Raw genomic sequence first — 23,187 nt, forward strand, 5'->3', positions numbered from 1 at the left:
CGTTCGTCTTTTATTGTTTCTTCATTCTTTTGTCTCTGTCTCTACCAATTTACTAAGACATGCTTTTTGTAATTATTTTTCTAAGCTTGCTTGAATTTCATCAACCATACCCTGAACAGATACAAGTCCGCCACCAGATAAGTACCAGAATTCAGGATCAAGGTACACGATATTATCATTTTCATAAGCTTTCGTGCCTTGAACTAGTTCGTTCTCCACAATTTGCTTTGCAGAAGATTCTTCTCCAATTGCTGCACTACGATCAATAACATAAAGTAAATCAGGATTCTTTTCAACTACATATTCAAATGAAACATTTTGACCATGAGTAGATGCTTCGATATCTTTATCTACTGCAGGCACATTAAACACATCGTGAATAATACCAAAACGTGAACTAGGACCATATGCGCTAATCTTATCATCATTTGCTAGAATGATTAATGCATTCTCATCAGCTTGTTTTGCTTTTTCTTGTATTCCTGCAATCGATTCATCGATTGTTGCTAGTTCTTCTTCTACTTCAGACTGTTTATCAAAAATCTTACCAAGTGTACTCATGTTTTCTTTAAATGATTCCATGTAACGAGTAGTATCAACACCTAAGTAAACAGTAGGAGCTAATTCTGATAGCTGATCATATACAGATGACTGACGCCCTGAGATAAAGATGACATCCGGATCAATTTCAGCAATTTTCTCAAAATCTGGTTCCTTTAAGCTTCCGATATTTTCATATTCTTCCCCTTCATATTTTTCTAAATACGATGGGATATTACCTTTGGCAACACCCGCTACTTCTACTCCTAATTTATCTAATGAATCAAGTACACCATAATCAAAAACAACTACTTTTTCAGGATTCTGCGGTACTTCTGTATCGCCAAGTTCTTGCGTTATCTTTATATTTTCTGTTTCAGCAGTTTCCTTTTCCTTACTTCCGCTATTCCCTTCATCACTACTTTTTTCTTCATCTGAACCACAAGCAGCCAATGCGAAGACCATTATGCTCATGAATAGTAACAATAGTAATTTCTTCATCATAAACTCCCCAATCTTTTTAATTTAATATTTTTTATATTAACCATACCGCTTCTTACCATTCAAAGTAGATTTCCAGTGTCATTTTTGCCCAATCTCTTTTGTACCGGGCTCGTTATATGAAAGCATTCCAAGAGCTTTTTTTCTTAAACCTATTTACCTGTGCCAAAACATACGATAAAATTAAAATTGTCAGCATTCCTTCATCATGACCTTAGTTTTCTCTAACATCATGATGGGGGGATTTTTTATATTGGAATCACTTCAAATGGTATTAAGCCATGTAGATGATTAAAAATAAACACATATACGTTTATCATCAATGTCTTGAATATCAATGTCCATATCATAAATATCTTTTAGGACACATTTATCAATGACATCACAAGCCTTACCTTGTTTTACTACCTTTCCATCCTTCAAAGCCACAATATTATCTGAGTAGCATGACGCAAAATTAATATCATGAATAACAATTAATATTGTTTTCCCAAGCTCATCTACTAAATTTCTTAGTGTCTTCATGATTTGAACGGAATGGCGCATATCCAGATTATTTAATGGCTCATCCAAAAGAATGTACTCTGTATCCTGTGCAATTACCATGGCAATATGTGCACGTTGACGTTGACCACCACTTAGTTCATCTAAAAACTTATCCTGCATCTCACGAAGCTCCATATAATCAATGGCTTCATCCACTTTTTCCCAATCATAGCTATTGAGCTTACCTTGAGAGTAAGGAAATCGTCCAAATGATACGAGCTCCCGAACTGTTAGTTTTAAGTTGATCGAATTAGATTGTTTTAGTATCGATATCTTCTTAGCCAGCTCATTGTTTTTAGTTTCCATAATGTCTTTGCCATCAATGGATATATTTCCATTATCTTTTGCGATAAGACGACTAACCATAGAGATCAACGTACTTTTCCCAGCACCATTCGGTCCGATGAAAGAAGTAATGGTCCCTTTTTCAATGTTTAAAGAAACATCTTCAATCACTTTCTTCTGGTTATACGACTTAAATACATTTTTTATGTCTACCATGATTTATTCTCCTTTAACAAAAGATATATAAAGTAAATACCACCAATAAAGTTAATGATGACACTAATAGTTGTTTGGAAAGTAAATACTTTCTCCACAATAAATTGACCACCTAGTAATGCGATAATGCTAATTAGCATCGAACCAATAAGAATGTAAAAATGACGGAACGTTTTTAAAAACTCATAAGCTAAGTTTACGACGAGCAACCCAAGAAACGTCATGGGTCCAACTAGTGCTGTTGCCATGGAAATAAATATGGCAACAATGATTAGTAAATGTTTAACAACACGATTATAGGGCACACCTAAATTAATTGCATTATCCTTCCCTAACCCCAATACATCTAAATATTTATAATACCGCATTAAATAAATAATAAGCAGTACAAATATCACAATGGAGATATAAACAAGATTGGTATTTACATTGTTAATACTTGCAAACATACGATCCTGTGCTACCATAAATTCATTTGGATCGATCAGAACTTGCATAAAGGAAGTGATACTGCTAAAGAACGTTCCCAATATCATACCAACGAGCAAGAGAAAATAGATATTGTTGCTTTCTCCTTTAAAAAGTACTTGGTAGAGTAATAAAGAGAAAACAACCATTCCTCCAATTGACACGAGGTAGTTAACATTACTATTCATCATTATTAATGAATTGGAACCTATGGTAAAAATAATTAACGTTTGGATAAGTAAGTACAGTGAATCCAGTCCTAATACACTTGGTGTCAAGATGCGATTATTTGTTATGGTCATAAAGATGGTTGTTGCAAAAGCAATTGCACCACCTGTAAGTAATATAGCAACTACTTTCATAATTCGCCTTGGTAGGATATAGCCAATATTTCCACTTAGATCATAAAAGATATAGAGCATTGTTAATAAAACAGCAATTATGGCTAGTACGAGTGTTTTCTTTTTATATCCCATATTTTTTTCTCCTAAACAGCAGATAGATAAATAACCCACTACCTATCACGCCAACGGTTAAGCTAATTGGTATTTCATATGGATATATAATTACTCTGCCAATAATATCACATATAAGAACGAATAAAGCCCCTAATAATGCTGTATGTACCAAGCTCTTCTTTAAATGATCACCTTGATAGATGGTTACGATATTCGGAATAATCAAACCAAGGAATGGAATCACACCTACCGCCAAGACTACGGATGCAGTAACTAATGCTACTATAATTAGACCTAAATTAACTACTTGTCGATAATTTAAACCCAAGTTTTTGGAGAAGTCCTCACCCATTCCAGCAATGGTAAATTTATTGGCATAAAAAAAAGCCAATAGCAGGATCGGAATGCTAACATACATTAACTCGTAGTTTCCACTCATAATCATAGAAAAATCGCCCTGCATCCATGACGATATATTTTGAATTAAATCATACTTGTATGCGATGAAAGTGGACATGGAGCTAATGATATTTCCAAACATCAGTCCAATAAGCGGAATGAATATGGCATCTTTAAATTTTATCTTTTCCAGTATCTTCATAAATGCAAATGTACCTAAAAGCGCAAATGCGAATGATACAAGCATTTTTTGAAATGGATTGGCAGCTGTAAATACAACCATGGAAACGAGGATACCAAGCCTTGCTGCATCTAATGTACCAGCAGTTGTAGGTGAAACAAATTTGTTTCTACTTAACTGTTGCATAATTAGTCCACATATGCTCATGCTCATTCCAGCTATTAATATACTAATAAGTCTTGGAACTCTTGATACCATTAATACTTTTGCCTGATCCTCTGATAATCCAAATATATCTAATGGAGATATATCAGAAACACCAATAAATAAAGATACAAAGGAAAGTAGTATAAGTGCTAGTACTAAGTAACGTATTTTCATAGACTGACCTTCTCTTCCAACTTTCCTATATTAATAATTATTCTTACTTTTGAATCGTTCTAATTAATAATGATATTCATTATCAATTAGATTCTTCTATAAGTATAACAGATTTCCCCTTCACGTCAATAAAAAAAGGCTTTCGTTTATATTTTATTCACAAATAAGCCAAAAGAATGAAGCGCTTTCTTATATATGTGGGAAAGTACATTTTTTATTTAAAAATCTTCGCGTGCTATAGTATGGAGAATGTGATAAAAGGATTATTAAGAAGGAACTTCTCAATAATCCTTTGAGAACGGCTTATTCTGTCTCGCAGCCTTCGTCTGTGCAATAGGTCGTTTTTGAGGATTTAGGGTTTAGTGATTTTAATTTGCTTTCTTGTTGCTCTTCTTCCCATACTTGTTCAAGTACTTCCGCAAATACTTCCTGTGGCTGTGCTCCTGAAAGGGCGTACTTTTCATTAAACACAAAAAAGGGTACACCCTGCACACCAATTTGTCGGGCTTGTTCCTCATCTGCGCGCACATGAATCGCGTAATCATCTACTTTAAGCAACGTTGTAACCGCATTTTCATCCAAGCCCACGTCAATCGCAAGCGCAATTAATGTTTCATAATCACTAATTAACTTTGACTCTGTAAAGTAAGCATGCATCAAGCGTTCTGCCATTTCTATACCTTTTCCTTGTTGTTCCGCATATTTTGCAATACGATGAGCGTCAAAAGTATTGGTATGTTGCATCGTATCAAAATGATAGGTTAAACCAACTTCAGCCGCTTGCTTTCCAACACTCTCATTCATTTGCTTCGCTTGTTCTATCGACATTCCTTTTTTTTCTGATAGATATTCATGAATTGATTTATTAGGAGTTGCTTCGGTATTTGGATCCAGTTCATAGCTTTTAAACTCAAGTATTATTTGATTTTCATGTGGAAAAGTTTTCATTGCATTTTCTAGTCTTCTTTTTCCAATATAACAAAAAGGGCATACAAAATCCGACCAAACTTCGATTTTCATAACTACACCTCATTTCTCCTTACATTGTAGCATAGCTATTCTAAAGGAATGAAGAATTGTGCTTGTTTCGTAGCAGCTATGTCTTAATGTTTAGGTGAAGAGCGATCTGTATCTACATATCTTCCCTGATTTGGAACAGCGATGTCTTCAAAATAATCAACAAGCTTTTGTAATCCTTTTGTTAGTTTTTCACCTTCCATAGCGACACCATGTCCAGGTATAACAACTTGTGGATCAAGCGCTGCTAGTTTCTCAACAGATGCTTGTGCAGCTTTCCAATCCGTCGTAAAGTACTTAGGTGGACCACTCACCTCTGCTGTTTGCATAAATACACGAGAGAAAGATTCCTGACGAACTGTAATGAATGCATCACCAGAAAATAAAAGGGAATCACTTTCACGAAAATAGGATACATGCCCAGGCGAATGTCCTGGCGTGTGAATCCATCTCCAACCATCTAAATAGGGAACTTGATGATTATCAGGTAAGGGCTGAACTACATCTCCTAAGTCAATTGGCTCATTTGGATATAACGAAGATATCTTGGCTAATATTCCACTATCAACTGTTGTGTCTGGTTCCGGATAACTTTTTTCGCCACGTAAAAAAGGTAATTCGTTTGCATGTGTATAAATAGGTACCTCCCACTCTTCTGCTAAATCTGCTAGCCCTCCTACATGATCAAAATGCCCATGTGTTAAAAGGATTGCTTTTGGTTTACTTCCCTTACCAAAGCGATCAACTACAACGGATTTTATCTCAGGAGCTGCATTGGGTAATCCTGCATCTATAAGCACCCATTCTCCCTTATCGGGATATCCGATAAAACCAATATTAACTATTTGATCTGTATAGTAATAAACATCACTTTTTACTTGAATACCACCACCACTTGTAATAGATGTCATCGGAATGAATTTATGATGTTCCTTTTGATGAAAATCTTGATCCATCTAAACACGACTCCTTTGCTAATTAATAAGAATAGTATTTAACATATCTAGAAACTTCATGCAGGAGTTACATGTTTTTTGACTAAGCAATAAGAAAAACCGGGCAAAAACCAGCCCGGTCCTTTCCTGTTTGCCATAGCTAGAGCACATCCGATAGTTTGTATTCGTGTCCTTGTACTCCTTTATAATACTCCGGATACATTTCTCCTCCACATTGTTCACAGCTGAATCTTGGTGGCGTAGTTGGGTCTCCGCCATCCATCAAATCAAACTCTTCTACTACGTTATACTCGACCAGCGATTGGGAACAATCGTATCGAGGAATATGATGGTCAACATGTGACATTCAAATATATGGATAAAGTAGACGGTAAAGAAAAACATGAGACCGTAACGGTAGAAGAATTTATTATTCGATTAATACGTCATATTCCTAATGAACAGTTCAAGACAATTCGTCACTATGGGGTGTATTCTAGAAGGAGTAAGAGCTTAAGCAAAAAGCTATTAGCTACATGGCAACAAGGTACAAGGAAATGGATAGTAAAAGTGAAGAAGACATTACGCCGCCAAACCTGGAGAGAGCGTATTATTTCTAGTGGTCAAAAAGATCCCCTTGTGTGCTCGCATTGCGACAATTACTATGAATACAAGGGAGAAGTGTGTCTAGAGAATGGGAAATTAGAAATAAAGATTGCATTAACAAAAGAAGCAAGGAATTATTTAGAAAGGTTGATTCACTATCGCACAGACCAACAAACGACGCAAAAAAGGGAAGAAGAAAAAAGGAACCGACCACTTACGTCCAAAGAAGACCTACGTCAACTATCATTGTTTCATGTGTCATGAAGAAGAAAAGATACCAACACTCTGGTATAGCCAAATTTTTATACTTTCTTATCTTTGAACAAAAGCGCAAGCGCCCGATTAGGACTGGAGCGAGTCAACGGAGATAAAAGAATCATGGTATGCTTGCGAGCCGATAATGACTTATCGTAAGATGATTCGTGAAATCGACCAGTTTGTGGGCGCTGGAGCTGGACGCGGCTCAACTCGCCCATTTTTATCCACATGGGCTAATTTTATAATTCCTAGACTAAAATAAAAACAGCTAAAACCTAATGGCTTAGCTGCTTTCATCAAGCAAGGATTTCCCCATAATCGTTAGACGTTTTGTATTTTTTAACTCGTTTAAAGAAGTAACACCAATTCCAAACATCACCATTTTCAATTCCAATTCGATTTGTTCCATTGTTTGCATTACAGATTCCACTGATTCTGTTGCAGCTTGCAATAATTGCCTAGCAAATCCAATCACATCGGCTCCAATCGTAATTGCTTTTGCTGCGTCTACGCCTGTTTTCATACCACCACTTGCTACGAGTGGTATGTTCGGTAGCTTACTTTTTACGGACACAATACAATCCTTTGTAGGTATTCCCCAGTTATTAAATGCTTCTGCTGCAGCCTTCTTAAGTGAATCTTGAGATCTTAGCTTTTCGACTTGACTCCATGATGTGCCACCAGCTCCAGCTACATCAATGTACGAAATCCCTGCATCGTATAGTCGCTTAGCTACCGTACCATCTATCCCAAATCCTACTTCTTTCGCTCCAACTGGAACATCTAGACGCTCACATATCTTCTCGATTTTCGGCAATAGTTCATTGAAATTCAGATCCCCTTCATCTTGTACTGCTTCCTGTAAGCTATTTAAATGCAGAACGAGAGAATCCGCCTCCGTCAAATCTACAATTCGTTGTGCTTCTTCGACACCATACCCATAATTTAATTGAACAGCACCTAAATTAGCAATTAATGGAACAGTTGGTGCTTGCTTACGTATTAAAAAAGAATCCTTATGCGAGTCACTTTCCAATAGCGCCCTTGTAGATCCAAGTGCCACCGCCCATCTTTTTTCTTCCGCTGCTAATGATAAGTTTTGATTAATTTGTGCTGCTAGCTCAGACCCTCCAGTCATTGAACTTACTAAGAATGGGGCCTGCAGTGATTTATGTAAAAACGTAGTAGTTGTCTCGATAGAATCAAAATTAATTTCTGGAAGTGCATTATGTATAAATGAAATTCCCTCTAACCCTGTTGATTTATTGATGCCTTCTACATTTTCGGTTAAACAAAGTCGAATATGCTCTGTCTTTCTACGGTTAATTCCTTCTTCCATTTTATAGACCTCCAATTTTAGAACTCCATCCATATCATAACATACCTTGACCAATTGTTCGTATTGTAATGATCTTTCTTTAATAATTTTGCAGACTCAGCTAATCGCTTATTTTGAGTGGTTAATTCCAAATACGAGGCTAATGAAAAAATGCTTTCTTCCAAAAATATATTGACAGCGATTGCATTACAGTTTACATTAAATTAATAAGTTAATATATGGGTCGGAGATAATGGAGAGACAGCTTTATTCCTCTTTTCTTTTATAGAAGAGGCGTTTAAGCATGTCTTTTTTTTTCGTAATTTACACCCATGCCTATTGGAATCAATTTCATAAGTGCTTATCCGAACAATCTATAAAAAGGGAAGCTTCAACCAGGGGAGGAATATTAGCGATTTTATTCGGGTAAATTTAAAATAACTCGTGATTGAAAGATGCTGATTTCATCGATTGTAACATATGGTGGTGACTCTACAGGAAGAGTGCTCAGATGAGACTTAATTGGCATGAATCGATGAGATGACTCACGGTAAGCGTGTGCCTGTAGATGAAATTTACTGTATTCACTATTCACATTCAAGATCACTCGGATTAGGCTACCATTATAAACTTGACTCATTTAACTTAAATATAGGGAAAGAAGGGAGAACAAATGTTCAAATTTTTAAAGCCTGCACCTCATAAAGAAAGGATGCCAGAAGAAAAAATCGACTCTTCCTATAAAAAGCTTCGGTTGCAAGTATTTTTAGGAATATTTATTGGCTATGCAGGATATTATTTAATTCGTAAAAACTTTTCGCTTGCGATACCTTATTTAACAGAGGAAGGCTTTACCAAAGGGGAATTAGGGATTGCTTTAGCAGCAATTTCCATTGCTTATGGTGTAAGTAAGTTTGTGATGGGGACTGTATCAGATCGCAGTAATGCTAGATATTTCCTCACCATTGGACTCATATTATCAGCTATTATCAACTTACTAATTGGCTTCGTGCCATTCTTTACTTCAACAGTGACTATCATGTTTATAATGCTATTTTTAAATGGATGGGCACAAGGTATGGGGTGGCCACCTTCCGGAAGAATATTAGTACACTGGTTTAGCGTTAGTGAAAGAGGCACGAAAACCTCGATTTGGAATGTAGCACACAACGTTGGTGGCGGGTTAATGGCACCACTAGCGATAGCAGGTGTATCCATTTGCACTACTTATTTTGGTGCTGTGTTTGTCGGCTACGAAGGAATATTTATTCTACCAGCTCTTGTTGCAATCGTGGTTGCTATCATTGCGTTCTTGTTAATGAGAGATACGCCACAATCCGTCGGTTTACCACCGATCGAGGAGTACCGTAATGATTATCAAAGCAAGGATAAAAAAACATACGAAACAGAACTAACTACAAAAGAAATATTGTTTAAATATGTTTTAAATAATAAATGGGTATGGACAATTGCATTAGCAAATGTGTTTGTATACTTTGTGCGCTATGGTGTACTTGACTGGGCACCGACGTATTTAAGTGAAGAAAAATCCTTTAATATGGAAGAATCTAGTTTAGCCTATTTCTTATACGAGTGGGCTGGAATCCCTGGGACATTATTATGTGGATATATTTCCGATAAGGTATTTAAAGGGCGTCGTGGTCCTGCAGGTGTCATCTTCATGGTAGGAGTTCTACTCTCTGTTGTTGTTTATTGGCTTAATCCAGCAGGAAACCCTTTAATTGACAACTTAGCACTTATAGCAATAGGTTTCCTTATATATGGACCGGTTATGCTTATCGGCTTACAAGCATTAGACTTTGTACCAAAGAAAGCTGCCGGAACCGCTGCTGGCCTAACAGGTTTGTTTGGCTATCTTGGTGGTGCTGTAATGGCAAATGCACTTATGGGATTTATTGTACAACATGCAGGCTGGAATGCAGGTTTCCTTTTATTAACTGGTTCTTGCATATTAGCCATTCTATTATTTACGTTAACTTGGAATGTTCGCGGACAAGAAGTAGTTAAGCATTAATAATAAATTATAGGGAGTTCCAAAAGCTATGGAAAATGGCTAAAGGGCTCCCCTTTTTATATATCTAAAGTTCAAATGAAACAATCCTTTGTCAAACGCTAGAACAGGACACCTATAGCTGATTTATTTTACCTAATGTGACCATCCTTGTATCGTGTAAATATAGTGGAACAACAGGAACCTAAAAAAATATAATATCGTGCTAAACGTGAGAACTAGACTTCTTTGGAAATAATGTATAACTAAAGCTAATAACAAAATCAATCAGCAATATTAGTGACCAGAGACGAAAGGTTTCAAATAACGCATTTGTCTGTTCCGGATTATTTATATATAAAATGATACCTCCTAAAAATACACTCCCTATGCACCAAGCTAACAAATGACGATACCAACCAACTCGTTCGCTTTTAGCGAATTCCTTTCCATACTTTTTCTTTTTAGACGGCTTCTCACCATCAGCAAACCGATAGGCAAATTGTTGATCCGCCCATTTGATCATACTATGACCATAGCCTATGCTTACACCAATATAAATAGCAGCAATACCGTGAACTGTTGTGGCAATTGCCCCGTTTTTCAAATCAATTACTGTTGCCATTAACAAGATAAAGTCAACAACTGGAGTAAGGATAAGTAATATAGCCCCAAGCCGTCTCTTTTTAAATACATATCTTGCGATTAAACCAGCTAAAACAAATATCCAAAAACCGATCTCACAAGCAATAATTAACCAACCAATCAAAGAATCCACCTCTTTTTAGTACAATCGTATTAATTAAATTATACGTTACTTATTTAAATAATACAACTGTGTTATAATAATGACATGCCAAAAAAAGTAGATCATGAAAAAAGAAAAATTATAATAGCAGAAGCAACATGGAAAATAATTGTAGAAGAAGGAATAGAGCAAGCAACCGTTCGTAATATCGCTCATGCTGCTGATTTATCAGTAGGCGCTTTAAGGCACTATTTCACAACCCAATCGGAGTTGTTGCTTTATTCCATGCAACTAGTCTCCGATAGAGCTCGAGAAAGAATGGCCAGTCAACAGTACGATGGTCCACCACTACAAGTCATGGAGGAAGTTCTTTTTGAATTTATACCTTTAGATAAAGACAGAAAAATAGAGATGGAGGTATGGTTAAGTTTTTCAGCAAGAAGTCTTGTTGACCCAGATTTAATGCAGTTGAATCAAAAGGTATATCATGACTTACGACGTGTTATTATTGCTGTTATTGATCATCTTATCTCCCTGCAATTCGTACCTGATCAGTTTGCTACTGAGATTGAAACTGAACGGTTATATGCACTCATTGATGGACTTGCTATTCATCATTTGCTACAACCAGATAGCCTGTCTAAAGAAATGATGACCTCTGTGATCCAACATCATCTAAAGAGTTTATGTAAACAGGAGGTTTTGGATAAATGAGACAAAAAGCTAAAGCGTTCGCAACAAAGGCACATGATGGACAACGAAGAAAGAGTTCCAATGATCCTTATATCACTCATCCCATCCGTGTAGCAGCAAGGTTAGCAGCAGCTGGTTTTCGTGATGAATTAATTAGTGCTGGATATTTACACGATGTGGCGGAAGACACTTCTTATACTATTAAGGATATTAAGGAACAATTTGGTGATTCAATAGCTCACTTGGTTGCAGCCAATACAGAAAATAAATCTCTAAGTTGGCAGGAAAGAAAACAGCATACAATTGACAACTTGAAATCTGCGGAAAAGGAGATAAAATATTTAATTATTGCTGATAAACTAGATAATTTACTAAGCTTAGAACAGGACTTGAGAGGTCAAGGTGCAATTGTTTGGGACCATTTTAACGCTCCTTTCGAAAAGCAAAAATGGTACAATCAGTCATTAGTTGAAGTAATGTACTATGGTTTACGTTCTGAAGAAATCCCCAATTACTTTAGATTATATGAAGAAACTGTTGCTAGAGTGTTTGAAGGAAAATAATAAAGTAGTATTCCATTGTGTTTTTTCCACAGAATTCTTGAGGAAAACATTGCTTTAGTAAGGCTCTTTCTGTCTGTTACATCTGGGATATATTATAATCTTCCGGAAAGAGTGGCAATCAACTATATGCCTTGACTCGCATACAGTACTGTTCTTGATGATTACTCGACTTCCACTTCATTTTTTATAGATAATAAAGCAGCCTCCGATTTCCAATGAGGAATGGAGGCTGTCTTTCTTTTATTTATATCTACGATTTTTATATCTTGTCTTCATATTTTTGGTAAGCTGCTTCCACTTATTTTTTTCTTCGAGTTGTGCTTTTTGATCCTGCTTTCTCTTTTCATAAGCTAACTCACGCTGTAATTTTAGATAGCTCTGGAAACGTGCTTCAGACAATTCACCTGAATTAAGGGCATCCTTCACTCTACAGCCAGGCTCCGTATCATGCTTGCAGTCGGTAAAATAACATGCGGTAACGAAGGCTTCAATATCCTCAAATGCCGTATCAATAGCATGTTCACCTTCCCAAAGCTGCAGCTCACGCATACCAGGTGTATCAATAAGTAATCCACCATTTTTCAATAAAAACATTTCACGATGTGTTGTTGTATGACGACCTTTACTATCATTCTCCCGTATAGCATTTGTAAGTTGAACCTGTTCTTCCAGTAGCACATTTACCAATGTTGATTTTCCTACGCCAGATGAACCTAAAAGCGCTGCAGTTTTACGTGGAGGCAAATAAGACATAAATTCCGTTATACCTTCTCCCGTTATACTGCTCAATGTAACAATCGGAATCCCAATTGCAACCTCTTCAAGCTCAGACATGATCGTAGCTATTTCATCAGCTTTACACATATCTTTTTTCGTAAGCACTATAACTGGTGAAGCTCCACTCTCATAGGCTGAGATAATATATCTTTCCATCCTTCGTACATTAAGATCATCATTTAACGAACCTACGATAAAAATAGTATCCAAATTTGCAGCAACTAACTGCGCTTCTGTCTTATCACCAGCCGCTTGGCGAACAAATTGAGTTTTACGTGGTAATAGTTCCTTTATTACTGCTTTTTTCTCATCAATTAGTTTCTCCACAACCACCCAATCACCAACAGCAGGAAAATCCATTGATGAATTAACCTCATTAAAGAATTTCCCACTAACATGCGCTATATACTCATATCGACCATCAGATATGCGATAGCTATTCCGTTGCACCGTAATAACACGTGCAATTGTATTCAAATTGACAGATGGTGAAGATGATTCCTCCCATCCTAACTTTACCAAATCGTTCACTATGAAAATTCCTCCTATAATGGAGAAAGCACCCTCATTATACCGACCGTTCCTCCATTTTGTTTGATGTGTACGTACATAAATTTCGTTTTACAGTTGCACTCATAAAACATCACTCCTTTCAAAATGGACCTATCGGTGTTAACCTACAATAGTTATACCCTATATTACTTACTTAGTAAAGTTCTTCTGTACAATTCAGCAAAAAGCCAGACGTAAAAAACACGTCTGGCTTCTCTGCCTATCTAATATTCATTTCGCTCGGCTCCGGGCCTTTACGCTCATTTCGATCCAATCCTTCGATCCTTTTCATATCATCAGTCGTTAGTTCAAAATCAAACACGTTAAAATTCTCTTCCATTCTAGATGGTGTAACTGATTTAGGTATTACAATATTATTATATTGCAGATGCCAGCGAAGAATTACCTGAGCAGGTGTTTTACTATAACTACCAGCAATACTAGTAATTACATCATTTTTTAATACTTCGCCACCTTGCATTAATGGACTCCAAGCTTCAAGATATATATTGTGTTTTTCACAGAATTCCTTTACTTCTTTTTGCTGCAAGTATGGGTGACACTCTACTTGATTAACCGCAGGAACAACATCACATTCATCTATTAATCGTTGCAAGTGCTCCACATTAAAGTTACAAACACCAATCGCTTTCACACGACCATCCTTATATAGCTTTTCCAAAGCTTTATATGTTTCCACATAGTCATCATACTCAGGCGTCGGCCAGTGAATAAGGTAAAGATCAACATAATCTAAGCCTAATCGTTCTAAGCTTTTGTCAAATGCCTGTAGCGTATTCTCATAGCCTTGATCCGAATTCCAAACTTTAGTAGTGATAAAAAGGTCTTCACGTGCAACATTACTGTTTGCTAGTGCCTTACCAACACCATTTTCGTTTTCATAAACTTTTGCCGTATCAATAGAGCGGTAACCAATTTCTAGTGCCTTTTCCACTGCAGGGGTCGCTTCTTCATCCGGTACTTGCCAAACACCAAATCCTAATTGTGGCATTTTCAAACCGTTGTTAAGTGTTATATACTGCATCTTTTAACTCCCTTTCATTTTGGAATATTATTCTTATATTATCACAGCTGCTTATTGGATTTAATCAATATGCATTCGTAATGACCATCCTTAATCTCTCCATTTTCTCCGAGCGAACGTGTAATTTCCTTCATATCTCGATAAGCGTTCCTGATCAATTAAATAGGTTACAGGAAAGAGTCTATCTAAAAAGTATCGATCATGTGATACTGCAATAATTGTTCCATCAAATTGTTCTAATGCTTCTTCTAGAACCTCTTTGGATTCAATATCAAGATGATTCGTTGGCTCATCTAAAATAAGCAAATTATGATTCTGGTACACAAGTTCCGCCAAACGTAGACGCATTTTTTCTCCACCACTTAATTGCTTAACCTTACGGAAAACACTCGGACCAAAGAAAAGAAACCTTGCTAAAATCCCCCTCGCTTCTCCCTCTGTAACAGGTACTTGATCACGAAATTCTTCCAGAACAGATCGAGATCCATCCATTTCTAACATATGCTGTGATAAGAAACCAATAGATAAATTGCTTCCTAGTTGGATCGCACCCTGATCTGGTTCATCTTTCCCTAATAACATTCTTAACAGAGTTGATTTCCCAGTTCCGTTTTCACCTATAATAGCAACACGATCTTGAAAGCGAATATGCATATTGGCTGCCGAAAATAATGGTTTACTCGGAAAACGCTTATACACATTATCCAGCAGAATAACATCCTTCCCACTACGTTTTTCCATTTGAAAATCCAAATTAATACGCTTTTTCTCCAAAATCGGACGTTTCAAGACAGTCATTTTCTCTAAAGCTTTTTCCATACTTTTGGCTCGACGATGCAAGCCATCATTTGGTGGATTTGCTTGATTTGCCCACTCTTTTAAACGTTTAATCGTTTCCTTCATCTTCTTTATTTTTTTCTGTTGATCCTGGTATTGCTGGAATTCTTGCAGTAAACGCGTTTCTCTTTCTTTTACATAATCCGTATAATTCGTATGATATTTCAACAGTTCTCCTTGGTCCATCTCTAATATAGTAGTTACTGTTTCATCTAGAAAATAACGGTCATGAGAAACAATGACAACTGTTCCATGGTATTGATTTATAAAATTTGTTAGCCATTCAATCGCAAGGAAATCCAAATGATTCGTCGGCTCATCCAACAGCAGAAGATCTGGCGCTGTTAATAATAGCTGCGCTAAACCAACCTTTGTTCTTTCTCCACCACTTAGGTTCTTCCACTTCTTATTGGCTAAATGCTCCATTTGTAAGCCATTCATTACACGCCTTACTTGAGCATCCATTTCGTAACCACCTTGATCCTGGAATTGCTCTTGAAGCTTTCCGTACTTTTCAATAAGAAGCATTAATTGATCAGCTTCCGTTTCCGAAGACATACTAGCTTCCAATTCAAGCATTTGTGATTTTAGTCGATTAAGCTTTGTAAAAACTTGAAATAACAGTGATTCAACCTCAGCTTCAGCTTCTAAAGATGGGGCTTGCTGTAATAAACCAACGGATAAATTCTTTTTCCATGTAATCGTACCTTCTGCTGGCTCCGACTTCTTTGCCAATAAATCTAGTAAGGTTGTCTTTCCTTCTCCATTCCTTCCAATTAACCCAATTCGTTCTCCTTCTTTAATTTCAACTGTAATATCCTTAAATATAATATTTGCACCTAATATTTGCGTCACTTGCTGTAAACTGCTAATAATCATCTTCTCTTCCTCCGTTTGCCGAAGAGACACTTACTACACATAGAAAGAAGTATTTTTATTAGATTGCTATTCAATTTTTACATCATAAAGAACAATCTTTTAAAAACACCAAAAAAAGACGCAAAGAGTTCTCCCCTTACACGCCTTTTTCACTAGATATATGGAAGCGTTAGTCTATTCCACTTCAGAGGAAGCCAACGATTTTCCATACGAATCCGCTTGTAGGTAGATGTCTCTTACTGGTATTTTTCCTAATGTTGTAGTAAAAAAGGGCATACTTATCCCTCAAGCAACATTTCCGGAAAAAATCGCATAACGAAACCAAAGATATTCTTTAATCTTCGTTACACTACCAGTATGATTCATCTAACCCACCTCCTTTTTAATTATGTCTAGTATACTTAAAAATTCAGAAAGGTGTCAATGCTAAACGTCACCTTTTTTTACGATAAAGTTATTTTGCAAAACAGGCCAATTTTGGGGAAATGGAATACCTAATACCCAGTAACTAGCCCCTCTTATATCATAATCTCTTAGTATATCGTATTTTGCTTGGATACTTCTTGCATCCTCAAACCATACTTCATGCTGCTGACCATCTCCATCCGTATAACGGAAGTATGGTGATTGATAGGTATCATTATATTGGATCTCCGCTCCATAAGTTGCAGCTAGTTGGATGGCTTCTTGTGAACTAACTGTTCGAGCTACAGTACCTTCTTGCCACGGAATTCTCCAGTCTCTTCCATACAACGGTATTCCCATCATAATTTTATCACGAGGTATGACTGTAATTGCATAATCTAGTACCTTACGTACCTCATTAATTGGCGCTATCGCTAATGGTCTTCCTCCTGCCCATCCCCATTCATAAGTCATGAGCACAATAAAATCAACAATTTCTCCCTGTGTTTTATAATCATGAGCCTCATAGAGCAATCCTTCTTGATCACTTCTAATTTTGGGAGCAAGAGCCGTAGTAACCAGATATCCATTAGGATGAAGGCGAGCTACAACACGCCGTAAAAAGTTGTTATAGTTCTCTCGATCCTCAGGATAAACATATTCAAAATCAAAATTTACTCCTTGATATCCTTTTTCTTGCATTTCTTCTAATAGAATCGTTATTAACTTCTCTTGTAACTCAGGGCTCCGTAATAATGTTGCTGCTAAATCAGAGTCAAAGTCCCCTTCAACGAAATTTGTTAATACTAAAAGTGGCAGCACATTTGTTGCCTCTGCCGCTTCAAGAATAGGTAAATCGTTTAGCTCGGTAATCGTACCATCTGATCGAATACTATACGTAAATGGTGTTACGTACGTTAGTAGCCTTCCATAGGCCAATATTTCCTGAGCACCTTGTGCTCCCGTTTTTGTAGCATATGCATTTATTTCTTTAACCGGCCTGGATGGTTGAGGAATTTTTAATACTTGACCTGGATAAATAAGCGATGGATTGGTAATTGCATTCATCCTCATTAATTCATTAACTGTAACACCAGTCTGTTGGGCTATTTCCCATAACGAATCTCCAAGCTGTACGATATATGGATAATAAGGTATTTCTAACATCTGTCCTACAAATAACAAATTAGGGTCTGTTATTTGATTGACTGCCGCAATCTCCTGTACAGGTATTTGATATCGTTGGGCTATCATCCACAATGTATCTCCAGACTGCACAACATATTCTCTACGTGGATCTGGAATGACAAGTGCTTGCCCAATCACTAATATATTTGGATTATTCAATTGATTTAATACAGCTATTTGTCGATAATCAGAACCATAACGCTCCGCAATGTTCCATAATGTATCATTTCGTTTAATCACATGAATTTGCATTTGTATATACGCTCCCAATTCAAGTAACTACTATTCATAGAAATTAGCAAGACCCCATGAATATAGTCTCATTGTTTCTATTGACTATCTTATTCATTAGGTGTTTGTCCTGTTATTACAAACTGTGTTTATTTCAAAAAAACTGCTCCGTTTTTACGGAACAGCATCAATTATTAATCCAAAGTATTTCACCATATTGTTCTTGATAATCTATTTTCACATCAAAATAATGTTTACTATAAAAATGCTTCAGCCGATTTACATGATCAAAATCCCGCTGAACAATGTCACCAGTGATGTACTGCTTATTCTCATCTCTAGCTATTTCCTTTAAATGCCTCATTAATACAGAGCCAAATCCCTTGTTCTGTTCCCCTTTTATATCTGAAATATGAAGGGTACTTGTATTTTTATATTCTGCTTGAATAGCTGAATCCCAATTACCTCGAAAAGGCTTGGTACATTCATGGAGCATAATTTGGAAAGAATTTGATTGTTTATCTGCATAAATGATAACCCAATTGTCATCTTGTGTTTGGTCAATACTAATAACGTCAGACTTTTTAGCTATTTCTTTTATACTATTTTGCATGCGAAATAATTGGACTTCTAATGAGTCTAGCTCTTGCTTTAATTCATTTTTATCCTTCTCCACGGTTAAAAAAGCTGAATAGTTCATATATATCACCTGTATTTATAGTTATTTCAATTCAAACCACAATTTCACATTTTACATGATACGCATTAAATGAAGCAAATGTTAAAAAATTTTAAATAGTACTTCATACTCAGTTCTTTTATGTCGATAATGAAAGAAAATGCTTTTCTTAATATAACTGGGGGATATATATGAAGAAAAATAAGGTCAAAAAAATAAAACCTAAAGTAAAACAAAAGAAAGAAAAGACAATTAAACAAAAGAACAAAAGCCCTATTAATTGGAAAAATGTAAAAATAGGTCAAAAGTATGTAGCTATTTTTCTTATAACAGCGGCTCTGTTTATCGCTGCAACCACGATCGTTTATGTACAATTAACGAAAGGACAAAAGAATATGGATCAAATCAGCGAGCAAAGTATACGTGTGAACGAGATGACTCAGCTATCTTCTCTGATCCAAGGAAAAGATGTACAAATTGCGGACTATTTACTTTCCGAGGATTATAAATATGTAAACATGTTCAAAGAATACCAAGCGGAATTTGATGCACTTGTTAAGAAAATTAAACCCACGATGAAAACAAACAAGCAAAAAGAAATATTTAAAAAGATTGTAGAAAATGATGCTAGTATAAATGATACGTTTTTTAATGAGATGGTTGCTTCCGTACAAAGTGGAGAAGATACGATGGCAAATTCATTACGCTCTTATTCAACAAGACTACGAACAGAAACAATCCAGCTCGTTAATGATTTAAGCAAGATCGTTCGCCAAGAACAAGAAACATCTGTGAATCAAGCTTCAGAAACAATGAATTATAGTACAATAGTATTAATGATAGCCAATTTAACAGCTATTATCGTTGGAATTTTACTTATGATTCTAATTAGTAAGAAGACATCCCTCCATTTGAGCAACGTTGTAAAAATTACTTCAGAAGTAGCAAATGGAAACCTCCAAGCCACATCGATGAATTATCAAGGAAAAGACGAGATCGGGCAACTTGCACAGTCAGTTAATCAAATGAAGGACAATATTAAAGGGATCCTTTTCAAAGTTCAAAACGCTTCCAATTCTGTCTCATCTCGCAGTGAGGAATTGACTCAATCAGCTAACGAGGTAAGAGAAGGAAGTAATCAAATTGCATCCACAATGGAAGAACTGTCCTCAGGTGCGGAGACACAGGCAACAAGTGCAGGCGATTTATCGGAAAATATGAATGATTTTGTACGAAAAGTTCAATCATCAGAAGCAAATGGTCAAGAAGTGATGCAAAGCTCTCAGAAAGTTCAACAGTTAACTTCTGAAGGTACAGAACTGATGAAACAATCCGTATCACAAATGAAGCAAATAGACTCGATTGTTGCGGAAGCAGTAGAAAAAGTCCAAGGGCTCGATCATCAGTCAAACGAGATTTCCAAGCTAGTTCTTGTTATTAAAGATATTGCAGATCAAACGAACTTGCTATCCTTAAACGCTGCCATAGAAGCAGCTAGAGCTGGTGAACACGGAAAAGGATTCGCAGTTGTAGCTGATGAGGTACGTAGGCTATCCGAGCAAGTTGCATCATCAGTTGGAGAAATAACTACGATTGTTCAAAATATCCAATCAGAAACCACCCAAGTGGTTGGGTCATTAAATAGTGGCTATCATGAAGTAAAAGAAGGAACTGCACAAATTGAAACTACTGGTAAGAACTTTACTACCATCAATCATGCAGTGAGAGATATGACAAATAAGATAAATACAATTTCTGAAAATTTAAAGGAAATTGCAGCAAATAGCGTAGATATGAATCAGCTAATTGAAGAGATTGCCTCTGTCTCCGAAGAATCTGCTGCTGGCGTGGAACAGGCTGCCGCATCTGCCCAACAAACATCTAGTTCTATGGAAGAAGTATCTTCTAATGCAAATGAGCTAGCAGAACTAGCTGAAAAATTAAATGAAGAAATAAATACGTTTAAACTATAAAGTTTGACTAGCAATCAGTGGGATTTTACTGCCAATTATATGCGGGATAGACAAGGATAAGCTAAGAAACACTCTGGTATAGCCAAATTTTTATACTTTCTTATCTTTTAAGAAAAACTGAGCAAAATTCGCTCATTCCTTATCACTAAATGCTCAGATTTACGCTTCCTCTAGTAGCTATTATGGAATAATAGCTACTGCTTGACCACCACTCCGGCTGCCCACTTCCCTTTCCGTGGGGTTTGTCCTTCAGCTAACTTTGCAACGTGTTCTTCTTTGCAAAGTTAGTTGAGGCCGTGCCCGCGGAAAGCGAAGTAATTAGTCGGAGCATTGCCAATATACATCAACCATTTCAAAATAACTACTTGGCTTAACGCAGTCATTGCACTGATTTTATACTTTCTTAACTTAGAACAAAGCGCAAGCGCCCGATTAGAAACATAGCGACTAGAGCGAGAGAAAGGAATCACGGTGAGCTTGCGAGCCGATGATGACTTAGCTTAGGGCGATTCGTGAAGTCGCCTAGTTTCTGGGTGCTGGAACTGGACACGGCTCAACACGCTAAAACTATAAAAAATCGCTTCAGTAAAGGTTGAAGCGATTTTTTGTTGCATTTTATTTACTTCCCTTGATAAAGAAAGCAATCCTTCGTATGATCATTTACCATCCCAGTTGCTTGCATGAAGGCATAACAAATAGTTGGACCTACAAAGCTGAAGCCACGACGTTTTAAGTCTTTACTCATTTGTTCCGATTCCCTCGTAGTAGCAGGAACATCTTTATGTTCTTTCCAGTTATTTATTAAAGGCTCACCTTGAACAAATGACCAAATATAGTTACTAAAACTTCCAAACTCTTTTTGCACTTCAAGAAAAGCTTGGGCATTTGTTACAACCGAATTAACTTTTCGCTTATTCCTAATAATGCCTTCATTCTCTATTAAATCATTTATTTTCGATTCATTATACGCACTTACTTTGACAGGATCAAACTCATCGAATGCTGCCAAGTAATTTTCACGCCTTTTTAATATAGTTATCCAACTTAAGCCAGCCTGTGCCCCCTCTAAACTAAGCATCTCAAATAATTTTTTATCATCATATACTGGCTTGCCCCATTCATTATCATGATAGTGGATATATATATCATCATCGGTTACCCATTCACAACGACATTTGTTCATGATTCTTCTCCTATCGCAACTTCATTTTTTTCATATGATATCCAATCACTGAAGCTTCCTGGATACAATTTTACATTTTTATAACCAAGCGATTTCAAGGCAAGTATGTTTGGACAAGCGGATACTCCCGACCCACAAGAAACTATTACTTCTTCGTCCTTTGCTATATTGGCAAATTGCTTTTCTAAGCTTTCTTTATTTTTCCATTTTCCATCTGCCGAAAGCACATCCTTCCAAAAATAGTTCTCTGCTCCAGGAATATGCCCTGCTCTTGCATAGAGAGGTTCACTATCACCTAAATAACGATCTTTAGAACGTGAGTCGATAAGCACGGCTGATTTACTCATCACTTTTTCTTTCACCGTTTCCATATCAACTGTTTGGTCAGATCGAATGTTAGGGATAAACTGTTTTTCCGTTAACTGAGGGATAACATCTGTCGTCTCATTTCCTTCTTCCTTCCATCGCTCATAACCACCATCTAACACATACACTTTTTCATGTCCCAAATAATGAAATAACCACCATGCTCTAGCAGCAAACATATCATTTTTCTGATCATAAATAATAACTGTCGTCGTATGATCGATACCAATTTTCCCAATTTTAGCTGACAACATCTCAACATCTGGCAGCGGATGATTTCCACCATGCTTTTGTTTTTTTCCAGATAGATCCTTCTCCAAATCCATATACACTGCTTCAGGAATATGATCAGTTAAGTAAGCTTTTCTACCTGCATCCGAATTCATTAGATCAAAACGTGTGTCAATAATTACGGTATTATCCTGACTATTATTCAAACGATGTTTCAAACGCTGGATACTGATTACATAAGACAACTCTAGACCCTCCATTCTGAAATAAGATGTATTTTAATTGTAAGCATAGAATAAAGTGAAACTTCCATCCGTTTTTACTAAAACAAATGCGTACAAAGGCTTCATTCGCCACGTCCTGTGGCAACGCCTTTGTGACCTACTTCCATGTAGGCCCGAACCAATCGGACATTTACTGGCAGTTGAGCCCCACTTATCCTATATTAGCTTCACCTTATTACTTAAAGTGGGAGCTTACTGCCAGTTATATGCGGGATAAATTACCACGTATTATTTTTATTTTAAACGATCTTACTTTGTATTCCTACCCATTATTTCCGTAAAGCAACTATCGTCCATATCCCTTTCTAACGGTGATATACTCTCCTTTAGCACATAATCAAAAAAGTTTTTATTTAGAAAAAATTAATGAATAAGCTATAATAATAAGAACACTAATTAGAAACAACCATATTTCGACATTAGCTTTGGTTAT

Annotated in this window: 19 protein-coding genes and 1 pseudogene; 5 read left to right on the plus strand and 15 right to left on the minus strand. The window is 36.5% G+C overall.

Going from position 1 to position 23,187, the window contains the following annotated elements; genetic code table 11:
* Positions 1 to 72 precede the first annotated feature (72 nt).
* The 6 genes from JUJ52_RS11725 to JUJ52_RS11750 all read right to left on the minus strand — a co-directional run bounded on the left by JUJ52_RS11725 (position 73) and on the right by JUJ52_RS11750 (position 5,948).
* Positions 73 to 1,041 (minus strand): siderophore ABC transporter substrate-binding protein, encoded by a 969-nt coding sequence (locus JUJ52_RS11725; protein ID WP_121604489.1) that lies wholly within the window; start codon positions 1,039 to 1,041, stop codon positions 73 to 75.
* Between the two features lie 291 nt (positions 1,042 to 1,332).
* Positions 1,333 to 2,088, minus strand: coding sequence for an iron ABC transporter ATP-binding protein (locus JUJ52_RS11730; protein ID WP_026683098.1), 756 nt, complete (start codon positions 2,086 to 2,088; stop codon positions 1,333 to 1,335).
* Positions 2,082 to 3,032 (minus strand): iron chelate uptake ABC transporter family permease subunit, encoded by a 951-nt coding sequence (locus JUJ52_RS11735; protein WP_121604488.1) that lies wholly within the window; start codon positions 3,030 to 3,032, stop codon positions 2,082 to 2,084. The genes JUJ52_RS11730 and JUJ52_RS11735 overlap by 7 nt, the downstream gene beginning before the upstream one ends.
* On the minus strand, positions 3,022 to 3,975 hold the full coding sequence (locus JUJ52_RS11740) for an ABC transporter permease (protein WP_026683096.1): 954 nt from the start codon (positions 3,973 to 3,975) through the stop codon (positions 3,022 to 3,024). The genes JUJ52_RS11735 and JUJ52_RS11740 overlap by 11 nt, the downstream gene beginning before the upstream one ends.
* Positions 3,976 to 4,278: 303 nt before the next feature.
* Complete coding sequence (locus tag JUJ52_RS11745; protein ID WP_026683095.1) at positions 4,279 to 4,995, minus strand: DsbA family oxidoreductase; 717 nt, start codon at positions 4,993 to 4,995, stop codon at positions 4,279 to 4,281.
* A gap of 83 nt (positions 4,996 to 5,078) precedes the next feature.
* Positions 5,079 to 5,948, minus strand: coding sequence for an MBL fold metallo-hydrolase (locus JUJ52_RS11750; RefSeq protein WP_166531026.1), 870 nt, complete (start codon positions 5,946 to 5,948; stop codon positions 5,079 to 5,081).
* 252 nt (positions 5,949 to 6,200) lie between these two features.
* Between JUJ52_RS11750 and JUJ52_RS11755 the strand changes: the two are divergent.
* Positions 6,201 to 6,797: pseudogene (locus JUJ52_RS11755) on the plus strand (transposase); the annotation flags it as partial.
* 277 nt (positions 6,798 to 7,074) lie between these two features.
* On the opposite strand, the gene fni reads toward JUJ52_RS11755, so the two are convergent.
* A complete protein-coding gene (fni, locus tag JUJ52_RS11760) occupies positions 7,075 to 8,130 on the minus strand; it encodes a type 2 isopentenyl-diphosphate Delta-isomerase (RefSeq protein ID WP_205389533.1) in 1,056 nt (351 codons plus the stop codon).
* Between the two features lie 652 nt (positions 8,131 to 8,782).
* Between fni and glpT the strand changes: the two genes are divergently transcribed.
* Positions 8,783 to 10,144: a glycerol-3-phosphate transporter gene (gene glpT, locus JUJ52_RS11765; protein WP_026680700.1), complete on the plus strand. Its 1,362-nt coding sequence runs from the start codon at positions 8,783 to 8,785 to the stop codon at positions 10,142 to 10,144.
* Between the two features lie 202 nt (positions 10,145 to 10,346).
* Here glpT and JUJ52_RS11770 read toward each other — a convergent pair whose 3' ends face one another.
* Positions 10,347 to 10,889 (minus strand): hypothetical protein, encoded by a 543-nt coding sequence (locus tag JUJ52_RS11770; RefSeq protein WP_026680699.1) that lies wholly within the window; start codon positions 10,887 to 10,889, stop codon positions 10,347 to 10,349.
* Positions 10,890 to 10,973: 84 nt separating this feature from the next.
* On the opposite strand from JUJ52_RS11770, the gene JUJ52_RS11775 reads away from it, so the two are divergent.
* Positions 10,974 to 11,582 (plus strand): TetR/AcrR family transcriptional regulator, encoded by a 609-nt coding sequence (locus JUJ52_RS11775; protein ID WP_205389532.1) that lies wholly within the window; start codon positions 10,974 to 10,976, stop codon positions 11,580 to 11,582.
* Positions 11,579 to 12,124 carry an HD domain-containing protein gene (locus JUJ52_RS11780; protein WP_026680697.1) on the plus strand — a complete coding sequence of 182 codons (546 nt, stop codon included), beginning with the start codon at positions 11,579 to 11,581 and terminating at the stop codon, positions 12,122 to 12,124. Before JUJ52_RS11775 ends, JUJ52_RS11780 begins: the two co-directional genes overlap by 4 nt.
* A gap of 240 nt (positions 12,125 to 12,364) precedes the next feature.
* Here JUJ52_RS11780 and rsgA read toward each other — a convergent pair whose 3' ends face one another.
* The 5 genes from rsgA to JUJ52_RS11805 form a co-directional block, all read right to left on the minus strand.
* Complete coding sequence (gene rsgA, locus JUJ52_RS11785; RefSeq protein WP_121604483.1) at positions 12,365 to 13,432, minus strand: ribosome small subunit-dependent GTPase A; 1,068 nt, start codon at positions 13,430 to 13,432, stop codon at positions 12,365 to 12,367.
* Between the two features lie 241 nt (positions 13,433 to 13,673).
* The gene (locus tag JUJ52_RS11790; protein ID WP_026680695.1) at positions 13,674 to 14,498 is read right to left on the minus strand and encodes an aldo/keto reductase; all 825 of its coding nucleotides are present in this window, start codon (positions 14,496 to 14,498) and stop codon (positions 13,674 to 13,676) included.
* A 90-nt stretch (positions 14,499 to 14,588) separates the two neighbouring features.
* The gene (gene abc-f / locus JUJ52_RS11795; RefSeq protein WP_205389531.1) at positions 14,589 to 16,214 is read right to left on the minus strand and encodes a ribosomal protection-like ABC-F family protein; all 1,626 of its coding nucleotides are present in this window, start codon (positions 16,212 to 16,214) and stop codon (positions 14,589 to 14,591) included.
* Positions 16,215 to 16,640: 426 nt separating this feature from the next.
* Positions 16,641 to 18,059: a glycoside hydrolase family 18 protein gene (locus JUJ52_RS11800; protein WP_121604481.1), complete on the minus strand. Its 1,419-nt coding sequence runs from the start codon at positions 18,057 to 18,059 to the stop codon at positions 16,641 to 16,643.
* A gap of 166 nt (positions 18,060 to 18,225) precedes the next feature.
* Entirely contained in the window at positions 18,226 to 18,738 is a 513-nt protein-coding gene (locus JUJ52_RS11805; protein WP_121604480.1) for a GNAT family N-acetyltransferase, read from the minus strand.
* Between the two features lie 170 nt (positions 18,739 to 18,908).
* Here JUJ52_RS11805 and JUJ52_RS11810 point away from each other — a divergent pair, with 170 nt between their 5' ends.
* Positions 18,909 to 20,690, plus strand: coding sequence for a methyl-accepting chemotaxis protein (locus tag JUJ52_RS11810; protein ID WP_166530530.1), 1,782 nt, complete (start codon positions 18,909 to 18,911; stop codon positions 20,688 to 20,690).
* A 619-nt stretch (positions 20,691 to 21,309) separates the two neighbouring features.
* On the opposite strand, the gene JUJ52_RS11815 is transcribed toward JUJ52_RS11810, so the two are convergent.
* Together JUJ52_RS11815 and JUJ52_RS11820 are read right to left on the minus strand one after the other, a co-directional pair.
* Entirely contained in the window at positions 21,310 to 21,873 is a 564-nt protein-coding gene (locus JUJ52_RS11815) for a DNA-3-methyladenine glycosylase I (RefSeq protein WP_026682410.1), read from the minus strand.
* The gene (locus JUJ52_RS11820) at positions 21,870 to 22,715 is read right to left on the minus strand and encodes a sulfurtransferase (RefSeq protein WP_026682409.1); all 846 of its coding nucleotides are present in this window, start codon (positions 22,713 to 22,715) and stop codon (positions 21,870 to 21,872) included. Before JUJ52_RS11820 ends, JUJ52_RS11815 begins: the two co-directional genes overlap by 4 nt.
* Between the last annotated feature and the right edge of the window lie 472 nt (positions 22,716 to 23,187).

This window comes from Virgibacillus sp. AGTR, from assembly GCF_016919725.2.
GTDB classification, from domain to species: Bacteria; Bacillota; Bacilli; order Bacillales; family Amphibacillaceae; genus Virgibacillus; species Virgibacillus salarius.

Excerpts from the sequence above, each read along its gene's own strand:
- JUJ52_RS11725 (WP_121604489.1), bottom strand. The coding sequence starts at position 1,041 with ATGAAGAAATTACTATTGTTACTATTCATGAGCATAATGGTCTTCGCA.
- JUJ52_RS11730 (WP_026683098.1), bottom strand. The coding sequence starts at position 2,088 with ATGGTAGACATAAAAAATGTATTTAAGTCGTATAACCAGAAGAAAGTG.
- JUJ52_RS11735 (WP_121604488.1), bottom strand. The coding sequence starts at position 3,032 with ATGGGATATAAAAAGAAAACACTCGTACTAGCCATAATTGCTGTTTTA.
- JUJ52_RS11740 (WP_026683096.1), bottom strand. The coding sequence starts at position 3,975 with ATGAAAATACGTTACTTAGTACTAGCACTTATACTACTTTCCTTTGTA.
- JUJ52_RS11745 (WP_026683095.1), bottom strand. The coding sequence starts at position 4,995 with ATGAAAATCGAAGTTTGGTCGGATTTTGTATGCCCTTTTTGTTATATT.
- JUJ52_RS11750 (WP_166531026.1), bottom strand. The coding sequence starts at position 5,948 with ATGGATCAAGATTTTCATCAAAAGGAACATCATAAATTCATTCCGATG.
- fni (WP_205389533.1), bottom strand. The coding sequence starts at position 8,130 with ATGGAAGAAGGAATTAACCGTAGAAAGACAGAGCATATTCGACTTTGT.
- glpT (WP_026680700.1), top strand. The coding sequence starts at position 8,783 with ATGTTCAAATTTTTAAAGCCTGCACCTCATAAAGAAAGGATGCCAGAA.
- JUJ52_RS11775 (WP_205389532.1), top strand. The coding sequence starts at position 10,974 with ATGCCAAAAAAAGTAGATCATGAAAAAAGAAAAATTATAATAGCAGAA.
- JUJ52_RS11780 (WP_026680697.1), top strand. The coding sequence starts at position 11,579 with ATGAGACAAAAAGCTAAAGCGTTCGCAACAAAGGCACATGATGGACAA.
- JUJ52_RS11790 (WP_026680695.1), bottom strand. The coding sequence starts at position 14,498 with ATGCAGTATATAACACTTAACAACGGTTTGAAAATGCCACAATTAGGA.
- abc-f (WP_205389531.1), bottom strand. The coding sequence starts at position 16,214 with ATGATTATTAGCAGTTTACAGCAAGTGACGCAAATATTAGGTGCAAAT.
- JUJ52_RS11800 (WP_121604481.1), bottom strand. The coding sequence starts at position 18,059 with ATGCAAATTCATGTGATTAAACGAAATGATACATTATGGAACATTGCG.
- JUJ52_RS11805 (WP_121604480.1), bottom strand. The coding sequence starts at position 18,738 with ATGAACTATTCAGCTTTTTTAACCGTGGAGAAGGATAAAAATGAATTA.
- JUJ52_RS11810 (WP_166530530.1), top strand. The coding sequence starts at position 18,909 with ATGAAGAAAAATAAGGTCAAAAAAATAAAACCTAAAGTAAAACAAAAG.
- JUJ52_RS11815 (WP_026682410.1), bottom strand. The coding sequence starts at position 21,873 with ATGAACAAATGTCGTTGTGAATGGGTAACCGATGATGATATATATATC.